The sequence below is a fragment of the Lacticaseibacillus pantheris DSM 15945 = JCM 12539 = NBRC 106106 genome, assembly GCF_001591865.1.
Taxonomy (GTDB): Bacteria; Bacillota; Bacilli; order Lactobacillales; family Lactobacillaceae; genus Lacticaseibacillus; species Lacticaseibacillus pantheris.
Genome location: NZ_BCVS01000093.1, coordinates 1 through 9,746 on the forward strand (window position 1 = coordinate 1; position 9,746 = coordinate 9,746).

Below are 9,746 nucleotides of genomic sequence, written 5' to 3' on the forward strand. Positions count from 1 at the left end.
AGTCAGTCTCTAAGTTCGTCGCGCCGTACGTCGCCTCCGGCTCCTACGGCGGCATGCCCTTTGCAGCGGTCACCGTTCCAGTCCCAGTCGGCTCCGTCCCCCAACCAACTCCCCCGGCACCCGTTCCCTCGATGGGCCTAACACCAAAAGGACTAGAAACTTAAACACTAACGCAACCAGATTATTATGCGTATGTCTCGTACCACAGCCCCAATTTAACCTCAACAGTAGTTGTACAGACGGTAGCGGATCTCCACCAACTAGGTTTGGTCGGCTGGTGTGGCGGAGGTGGTGGGCGGTTGGCCGTGACGGCTGCAGGCCCGTAGTTCCGTTATGAGCGCAGCGAATTACGGAATCAAATTGGGTAGACCGAGTGGTTTTCTCGGGCTAGCCAATTCGCGGTAGCCCGGAACGGGCGTGAGCGTGAGGCTCGTAGCCGGTCACGGCCAACCGCCCACCACCGGAGCCACGCCAGCCGACAAAACCGTGGATCCGAGCGCCACCGGAGCCACACCACCAGCCCAAACCGGTCGCTAGAAAACAAAAAGCAGACCTCAAAGTCTGCCCACAAAGCTGCTTAATGCAACTGTTTACGTTCCAGGTTGTAACGCACCGAGAAGTCTTCGACCTGCTTACCCGACACCCGCCGTAACCGGGCTTGGCGGTGTAAGAAGTCGAACAGCCCCTCCTGCAGCTCCACCTGCGCCTGCTGCCGGAGGTCCATGGCACCCTCAGTCGAATTATTCAGAATCTTGTGTGCCCGCGCGTTCTGGTCCCGCACCGCGTAAATCAACTCCAACAGCTCCGCGTCCCGGTCCAGCTTTGCACTCGTCTTCTTACGTCCAAACATCACGCTACCCCTACAATTCGGTCCGGCCCTCAACGGCCTTCATCAACGTCATCTGGTCAGCATACTCAATGTCGCTACCCACGGCGAGCCCGTGCGCCAGGCGTGTGACCTTTATCCCAGCCGGCTTAATCAACCGGGCCAAGTACGAGGCCGTCGCCTCACCCTCGGGCGTCGCGTTGGTGGCCACAATCACCTCGTTGACCTCGTCGTTGTTCTGCAAACGCCGAATCAAGCTGGTGATGTTAATGTCGTCGGGACCTAGGCCCTCAATCGGCGACAACACCCCATGCAAGACGTGGTACAGACCGTGATATTCGTTCATCCGGTCAATGCTCATCACGTCTTTGACCTGTTCCACCACCAGGATGGTGCTGCGGTCACGTGACTTGTCCGTGCAAATTACGCATGGGTCAACGTCAGTAATGTTGCCACAAATTGAACAGTAGTGGAGCTGCTCCTTTGCGTTCACTAACGACGAAGCAAAGGTGTGCACGTCGTTTTTGTCCATATCAATGGTATAAAAAGCCAACCGGGTGGCCGTCTTCTCGCCGACCCCGGGAAGCTTCATGTAACTGTCAATTAGCTTGGCAATTGGATCTGGATATTGCATAATCTCTACCTAACCTTAACGTCGATTTAGAATGGCAGCCCCTGGGTGTACTTGCCCATCTTGGACTGCGTCGTCTGGTCAATCTGGCCCAAAGCGTCGTTGACCGCCTCCATGACCAGGTCAGACAGCATGTCAGGGTCATCCGGGTCAATGGCCTCCGGGTTAACATTGAGCGCCGTCATCTTACGGTCACCGGTAAAATCGACCGTGACCAAATCCTGGGCACTCTTGCCCGTAAAGGTGGTCGTGTTAATTTCGTCCTGCGTGCTGGCCATTTCCTTTTGCAGCTTCTGCATCTGCTTCATCATGCCCTGCATGTTGCCCATGTTACCCATACGTCCCATATTTGCCATTACTCATTCTCCATTTCGTTTGTCATTTTCAGCTTTGCTTATCAATGTAACGCTAACGCCCATTCAATACTTAATGTTTCCGCCTATCTTAATGAATTACCACAAAGTTGGTCCGGCACAGCAGCGACGACCGGCATTCGCTAGTCCTCTTTGACCGTCACGTTACCATCGCCGAACATATCCGTCAACGTGTCCACGGCCTTGTTGTCCGCCGCCTGATTATCGGTCTGGGCCGCCTCCTCGTTAGCGGGTTCGGCGGCAGATTCAGTACCGCTCTCACCGGCGGCCGCGCTGGCCTGTTGCTTCTGGAAACCGACTTCCTTGATGAAGCGCTGCCGGACCACTGGCCACTGAGCTTTCTCAATCAGTACAACCTGCTCGTCATGGTGTAGGAACTGCTGCAGGGACGCCCCCACCTCTTTGAGCAAAACCTCGTCGTTCTGGACGCGCTCCACCATGATGTCGTAATCAAAGCTGATGATAACGCCGTCAGGGCTCGCCGCCACCGGTTCGCTGATGTTCATCATCGCTTTGCGGCGGTCCGTCAGCTTATTCAGCACGTCCGGCCAGACGTTCCGCAAAGCCAGCAGGTCATCCTTGGTCGCCTTGCCCAAAATTGGGTAGATTGCGTGCGTATTGACCTCTGTGCGTTTACGTCCGTGACCCGTTGCTGGAGCCGCCTTACTCTTGGCGGGAGTGGCCCGCCCTGCTCCAGCGGTCGACAGTTGCCGCACCGTCTTGGTGAGCTGCGCCACTTCATCGCGTAGTTCGTTGACCTCCGCCGTGGCCGCCGCGCCGCCATCCGGTGCGCTATTCACAACTGCTGCGTCCTCGTTACTGCTATCATCCGCGGCACTGGCCGGTTGCGTGAGCTGGACTGTGGCTACCTGCAAGTACAGCTCTGGTTGGTTCGTCAACCGCAGTTGCTGCTGCGTCCGGTTCAACGTGTTCACCACGTGAAAGAGCCACGGTGCTTCCAGCTCCTGGGCCAGTGACTTGAACTCGTCCCCGGCCAACGCGATTTCGCCCGAGTCGACCAAAGTGGGTGCGGACTGGTAAACGAGCAGGTCGCGCGCGTACGCGATTAAGTCATCGATCAAGCGCGCGGGGTCCTTGCCTGCCGCGAGCACATCGCGGACCACCGCCAGGCCGGCTGCCACATCACCTTTGTGCACATCGGCTAAGTACTGACCCAACTCCTGTTCGGTGACCGCCCCGGTGACGTCCTGCGCGGCTTCCAAGCTGACGTGATTATCGCTAAAGTTGAGCACCTGATCCAAAATCGAGAGCGCATCACGCATCCCACCCTCGGCCGCCCGCGCAATGACTGCGAGCGCCTCCTGGTCGTACGTAATCTGCTTATCGTCGAGAATGTCGCCGAGGTGCCCCTCGATGTCCTTCATGGTAATCCGACGAAAGTCAAACCGCTGCGTTCGGGAGATAATGGTAGCCGGAATTTTATTCGGTTCCGTGGTGGCCAAAATGAACACCACGTGTGCCGGTGGCTCTTCCAGAGTCTTCAACAACGCGTTGAAGGCACCGGTGGACAGCATGTGCACTTCGTCGATGATGTAGACCTTAACGCGAGCCTCGGTGGGGGCGTACTTAGCCTTATCCCGAATATCACGGATTTCATCGACGCCGTTGTTGCTGGCGGCATCAATTTCGATGACGTCGGGCTGGCTGCCATTATTAATCGCCTGGCAAATGACGCAGGTGTTGTCGGGTTCGCCATCCTGCACGTTCAAACAGTTCAGTGCCTTGGCCAAAATTTTGGCCACACTGGTCTTACCGGTTCCGCGTGGCCCGGTGAATAGGTACGCATGACTGGTTTGACCGGTAGCCACCGCGTTTTTGAGGGTCTGGGTAATGGCCTCCTGGCCGACCACCTGGGCAAAGGTTTGGGGGCGCCATACCCGGTACAATGCTTGGTAACTCACGTGCGGTCATCCTCTCCGAATTTTTACTAACTTCAATTTTAACATAATGTGCGGGGATTGCCCGGCGTATGTAAAAGGGGTCGGAACAATGTCCGACCCCCGCTCAATATCTCAATAACAAAAGGCACATGGTGAACCAACCTTAGTGCTGCTTCCTTCCGGACCTGACACGATTCGGAAGGCCGCCATTGCCTTCAGGCCTTTCGGCACTCCATATTATACACAGTCCACCTGGGTTTGACCAGCCCTTAGTGGTGGTTTGTTGTCCGACCGGTCTGGGGTGATGGTGCGGCTGCGGTAGGTGCGGGTGGCCGTGACCGGCTACGAGCCTCATGCTAACGACCGGTCCATTGAGACAGGGCGGCTCCGGCAGGTGGGGCTTCACCTGTGGCCGAAGCTACGAACCTCACGCTCCGGCCGTTCCGGCCTCCCGCGAATATTTGAACTCGAGGAACCCACTCGATTTCAAATATTTGATTCCGTAACTCGCTTCGCTCGAACGGAACTTCGGGTATGCAGCCGCCACGGATGAAGCCCCACCCGCCTCTGCCACCCTGTCTCAATGGACCTAATTTGCAGGCACAATTGGGTTGGTGTTTGAAGTGAAAAATTCATCTGCGGCACAATACAACGCCTGAGTTCGAAAACATTTACGCTGCTAGCGGGCATAGTCACAAATCAATTGGAATACCTCAACTCGGACTCCAGAGTGCTCGCTTCGTTGGATCAGCCCAATAGTCAAACACGTGCAACTCGCCCGAGGGCACTGAGCAATTCACATACCATGGATTTTTTATCTTGGGAAAACTATGCGGCAACAAGCCAACAGACCATTGTTTAGGTATTCCTCGCATACGGAAATGCACACATACGCAGCCGGGTTACAAACCCAATCTCTCTGTCAGAAACTGCACACTCCAATGCCTCGGTACACTGCACCACACCGTCGACCTGAATCTGGGCACCACCGGGGCAACCACAACATAGGCCCATTGAGTGGGGATGGTGGAGGCAGGCGGGGGTTAATGCGTGGCGGCTGTATGCCCGTAGTTCTGTAGGAGCGATAGCGACGTACAGAATCAAATTGGATAGATCGAGCGGTTTTTGCTCGAGCTAGCCAATTCGCGGTAGCCCGCCAGGGCGAGAGCGTGAGGCTCACAGCTTCGGCCACGGATTAACCCCCGCCTGCCGGAACCATCCCCGCTCAATGTGCCGGTCGGATTAACCCCCATCTGTCGGAACCAGCGCACCACAATGTGCCGGTCGTTTAGTTCCCCGACGCCTTGGCGGCCTTTTGTTTAGCGCGGATGCCGCGGAAGAACCGCGTAAGCATGGCGCTAGATTCCGCCTGGAAGATGCCGCCGACCGAACCCACCTGGTGGTTAAACCGGCTGTCAGTCAGGAGGTTGACCAGCGTTCCCGCCGCCCCCGCTTTGGGATCCGGCGCCCCCCAGTAACAAATCCGCACGCGACTGTTAATCATCGCCCCCGCACACATCGGGCACGGCTCCAACGTCACGTACAAGTCGCAGTCCTCTAGCCGCCACGAATGCCGCACCATGCACGCCTCGCGGATGGCCATCATCTCGGCGTGATGCGTCCCGTCCTGGGTGTGCTCACGCATGTTGTGCCCGCGACCAATCACCTGGCCGTTATACACCACAACGGCACCGATGGGCACCTCGCCAATCGCCTCCGCTTTGGCTGCTTCGTCCAGCGCAACCTTCATGAAGCCCTCAATTTCTTCGTGTGTGGCTGTCATCCAGAATCCTCCTAGCCCTTGATGCTGTGCAAAATGTAATAACCCTTATCCTTGCGCGGAACGTCACAGTTACCAAAGGTGGCCTGTAACAGCTTCTTGGCGCTCGGTGCCCCCTGCTTTTTCTGCAGGACCACAAAGATCTCGCCGCCAGCCCGTAAGTGCGCGTACGCACCGGTCAGGATGGCATTCACCACGTCTTTGCCGGCCCGGACCGGTGGATTCGTCACCACCACACCAAAATCGGTGCGGGAAATGGCGTCAAAGGCGCTCGACTCAATAATATCCGTGCGGTCCTCAACGCCATTGGTCGCCGCATTACGCTTTGCCAGCGCCAAGGCCCGCTCGTTCACGTCGCTCATCACCACGTGCCGCTCTGGCAGGTGTAGCGCGAGCGCAATCCCGATTGGTCCGTACCCGCAGCCAATATCGGCCACATCGCCGGCAGCTAAATCCGTCCGCTGGGCAACCGTGTCAATCAAAACCCGGCTCCCATAATCAACGGTGTGGCGCGAAAAGACACCACTGTCCGTGGTCAACCGCACGTCGTGACCCGCCAGCGGGAAGGTGAATGACACCTCATCGTGAGCCAGATTGGGGTTGTTGGTGTAATAATGTTCCATTTGCATACTGCTCCTTTGCGTCGCTCATCATCCGAACGACCATCTATTGTGAATTATAACAGAGACAAAGACGTTAAGGATACGCAAACGGGCCTAACCGTCACCTGATTGGCGCGGTTAAGCCCGTTATTTTGCGAATTACTTCTTATTCAGATCCTCAATCGAGTTCACTTTGGTCATGTACGTCGGCACCGCCAGGCCCACTTTGGCCCCACGGAGGTTCACACCCAAATCGACGAACTGACCCTGATACTTCTTGTAGTACACGCCGCTGGTGTTCGGCAACCAGGCACAAACCTGTGCGTCCGCCGCCTTTGTGGCAATGGAAGCCCACATTGGCTGCATTTCCATCGACTGCAGGGTGACCTTGTAACCCACACTCCGGAGCACCTCAGCGACAACGTTCGTGGACGCAATTTCTGAGTCCCACGCCACGTAGGTTAGCTTGATGGCATCCCCGTTAACGTGCTTCACGCCGGCCGTCCACTGGTTCACCTGCTGCTGGTGAGCCTTAATCCACTTATTGGCCGCTTGCTTAGGATCGGCGCCCTTATTGACCGCCAGCATGACCGTGGACATCTCTTCCTTCGTCCAGTGGAACCGGTCCAGCACGGTGTATGCTTCCGGTTTATCGTGCTTCAAGCCCTTGCGCACGACGGTGTGAATATTTTCAGCTTTGCCGTACACGCCCTTGGGATCCTTCAGGAACTTCAATTTGTACTTAGTGAACATCCAGTGTGGCTGCCATCCGGTCACCACGATTGGCTGCCGGTTCTTAATCGCTTTGCCCAGCGTGCTGGTCATCGCGGATGAAGAACTGGTCTGTAACTGCCACTTATTGAGGTCGTACCGCTTGATGGCCTTCTGCGTGGTTGCCATCTCCCCAGCACCGGCGTCAATCCCGGTAATCGTGTAGTCCACCTGGGGCCCGACCGCTTCGTTGGGCTTGTATTCAGCCAGTTGCGTGCTGCAACCTGCCAGTACAGGCACCAACATGACGGTTAAAGCCGCAAGCGCCCACCACCATTTACGTTGTTTCAAATGCACAGTTGGTCCCCCCTCGCTAATGTTCCGGCTTGTTCACAAGCTGCGTAATCCGGTCCAAAATAATGGCGATAATGACCACGGCGAGCCCGGCCGTGAAACCAGCACCGGCCTCGTTACGGCCAACGGCAAAGTAGACGTCAGTCCCCAAGCCCATCGCCCCAATCATGGAGGCAGTCACAACCATGGATAGCGCCAGCATCAGCGTCTGGTTGACACCAGACATGATGGTTTTGCGTGCCAACGGTAGCTGTACCTTGAACAACTTTTGCCAGCTCGTGGAGCCGTATGAGTCGGCCGCCTCAATCAGGTCGGTCGGTACCTGCCGAATCCCCAGGTTGGTCATCCGCACGACTGGCGGCATGGCGAAAATCAGGGATGAAATCACGCCGGGCACCGTCCCAATGCCGAAGAAAGCGACGGCAGGAATCAGGTAAACAAAGGCAGGCATCGTCTGCATAAAGTCCAGGATGGGCTGAATGATTGTCTGGGCCACGTTACTTTTGGCCATCAGGATCCCTAGCGGAATACCAATCACCAGCGCAATGACGCTGGAGGTCAGGACCAGGGACAGCGTCCGCGTCATGTCCTGCCAATAGTCCAGGTTCCAGATTAAGCCCAAGCCGAGTAATTCCAGTACCAAGAGCCAGTACCGTGGCGCTTTACGGCTCAGATACCACGTCCATGCCATCACCAACACAATAAACAGCCATTGCGGCAGCAGGTCGAAGAACCACTGGAAGCCCCCGTTAATACCCGCGACAAAGTTAATAATGACGTTGAAGAAACCGGTGAACTGCGTCAACCAGTCCACTAAACTATCAACCCAGTTAGCTAACGGTAACTGGGGAATACTTGTACCAATTAAATTCATCATTTAGTCACCCCCATTAGTCGCCCGCAATCGCAGCCAGAACCGCACCACGAATCACGACGCCGATTAACCGCTTCTTATCGTCCAGCACACCTAATGGAGCCGAAATCGAAGAAATTTCATCGATAATATCGTTCAACGGTGTTTCGGCAGTGGTCGTCTGGACATCCGGGTTAACAATGGTACGGATGCTACGTACGGACCGATCCTTGTCGTCCGCAATCAGCTTGATGGTATCGCGAGCTTCAATGAAGCCCACCAGTTCACGCTGATTGTTCGTAACGAACAACGTCGACACTTCGTTGGCACGCATCCGGCGTAGCGCCAAACGCGGACCGTCAGTCTCAATGTTCACCGTGTACGGACGAATCATGACGCTACCAACCGTAATCACTTTGGTGCGGTCCACGTCCTCAATAAAGCGCTCAACGTAGTCATTGGCTGGGGCAGTCAGAATTTCTTCGGGCGTCCCGATTTGTACCAATTGACCGTCGCGCATAATCATGATGCGGTTACCAATCCGCAGGGCTTCGTTCAAATCGTGGCTAATGAAAATAATCGTCTTGTGCAGGTCAGCTTGCAGTTCCAGCAACTCATCCTGCATGTCTTTGCGGTTCAACGGGTCCAAAGCAGAAAAGGCTTCGTCCATCAATAGAATGTCGGCGTCGTTCGCCAGCGCACGCGCCAGGCCAACCCGCTGCTGCATCCCACCAGACAACTGGTCGGGATACTGATCCGCGTAACCGTTCAGGCCGACGCGGTCGAGCGCCTTATTCGCCTTGGCGTACCGTTCATCCTTGCCCACACCCTGAATTTCCAAACCGTACGCAGCGTTATCCAAAATCGTCCGCTGCGGAAACAATGCGAACTGCTGGAACACCATGCTCATTTTGTGCCGCCGCACCTCGCGCAACTGCTTCTTGTCCAGTTGCGTTAAGTCCTCGCCGTCAATCGTAATTCGTCCTGAAGTGGGTTCAATTAACCGGTTAATCATACGAATCAGCGTTGATTTTCCGGAACCAGATAACCCCATAATGACAAAGATTTCACCCGATTGAACGTTGAAGCTGATGTCGCTCACCCCAACGGTCGAACCGGTTGCCTTCAAAATCTCCGCCTTACTCTTACCGGCCTCAATCATGGACCGTACCTGTTTGTTATGGCCACCAAAAATCTTGGTGAGGTGTTCAACCTTGACCTTTTCCAAACGCGTAGCCTCCCTTTAATGTACTTCTACAATATGCAACAAAACCGCATTACGCCAAAAATAAGCAATATAATGCGGCAATCATAAATAATACTGCTAGTAATATCATTATTTGTCAAATGGGGCGAGTTTTGCAAACCACGATGAAAACGCCTAATCACGCGGTTTGTTGCACTGTGGCGGTGATGAGAAAGGTTCTCATTTTCTTGAACATGAAGCTTAGTTGGTGGTAATTACAAAAAAGAATTCAAGAACAAACGGTCTGTCGGAAATTAGTGGGAATGGATGGACTTGTTTGCGTGACCACAGCTTGATAAATTGCCGATGCAAGTGGTTGGGGTTTGCATAGACCAATTTGGTTCGGAGTTCGGGGCGCGCGGGAAAACGCCGTTAAAGTAAGGATAGTCAAAATGGCTAAAACGGGGTCCCTCCCAACCTGGGGGAGAGAATGCCTCCACGCTCAGGCGATACTCTTACAGTACAAAA

The 9,746-nt window shown here is 55.2% G+C and carries 9 protein-coding genes and 1 other RNA gene; all 10 read right to left on the reverse strand.

All coding sequences use genetic code 11. The features are described 5' to 3' along the window. Positions 1–577: 577 nt before the first annotated feature. The 10 genes from LPA02S_RS09145 to LPA02S_RS09190 all read right to left on the reverse strand — a co-directional run bounded on the left by LPA02S_RS09145 (position 578) and on the right by LPA02S_RS09190 (position 9,260). On the reverse strand, positions 578–850 hold the full coding sequence (locus LPA02S_RS09145; protein WP_054651716.1) for a DUF2508 family protein: 273 nt from the start codon (positions 848–850) through the stop codon (positions 578–580). Between the two features lie 10 nt (positions 851–860). Continuing rightward, entirely contained in the window at positions 861–1,460 is a 600-nt protein-coding gene (recR, locus tag LPA02S_RS09150) for a recombination mediator RecR (RefSeq protein ID WP_056956341.1), read from the reverse strand. A 26-nt stretch (positions 1,461–1,486) separates the two neighbouring features. Further along, a complete protein-coding gene (locus LPA02S_RS09155; RefSeq protein ID WP_173585396.1) occupies positions 1,487–1,786 on the reverse strand; it encodes a YbaB/EbfC family nucleoid-associated protein in 300 nt (99 codons plus the stop codon). Positions 1,787–1,953: 167 nt separating this feature from the next. After that, entirely contained in the window at positions 1,954–3,753 is a 1,800-nt protein-coding gene (gene dnaX / locus LPA02S_RS09160) for a DNA polymerase III subunit gamma/tau (RefSeq protein WP_054651718.1), read from the reverse strand. Between the two features lie 113 nt (positions 3,754–3,866). Then, positions 3,867–3,953: signal recognition particle sRNA small type (gene ffs, locus LPA02S_RS09165), an RNA gene on the reverse strand. Between the two features lie 1,067 nt (positions 3,954–5,020). Next, entirely contained in the window at positions 5,021–5,515 is a 495-nt protein-coding gene (tadA, locus tag LPA02S_RS09170) for a tRNA adenosine(34) deaminase TadA (RefSeq protein ID WP_054651721.1), read from the reverse strand. Between the two features lie 11 nt (positions 5,516–5,526). After that, on the reverse strand, positions 5,527–6,135 hold the full coding sequence (locus LPA02S_RS09175) for a class I SAM-dependent methyltransferase (RefSeq protein ID WP_054651723.1): 609 nt from the start codon (positions 6,133–6,135) through the stop codon (positions 5,527–5,529). A 138-nt stretch (positions 6,136–6,273) separates the two neighbouring features. Continuing rightward, positions 6,274–7,131: a glycine betaine ABC transporter substrate-binding protein gene (locus tag LPA02S_RS09180; protein ID WP_056956387.1), complete on the reverse strand. Its 858-nt coding sequence runs from the start codon at positions 7,129–7,131 to the stop codon at positions 6,274–6,276. 67 nt (positions 7,132–7,198) lie between these two features. Then, positions 7,199–8,056: an ABC transporter permease gene (locus LPA02S_RS09185; RefSeq protein WP_420835955.1), complete on the reverse strand. Its 858-nt coding sequence runs from the start codon at positions 8,054–8,056 to the stop codon at positions 7,199–7,201. A 13-nt stretch (positions 8,057–8,069) separates the two neighbouring features. Further along, the gene (locus LPA02S_RS09190) at positions 8,070–9,260 is read right to left on the reverse strand and encodes a quaternary amine ABC transporter ATP-binding protein (RefSeq protein WP_054651724.1); all 1,191 of its coding nucleotides are present in this window, start codon (positions 9,258–9,260) and stop codon (positions 8,070–8,072) included. Positions 9,261–9,746 lie beyond the last annotated feature (486 nt).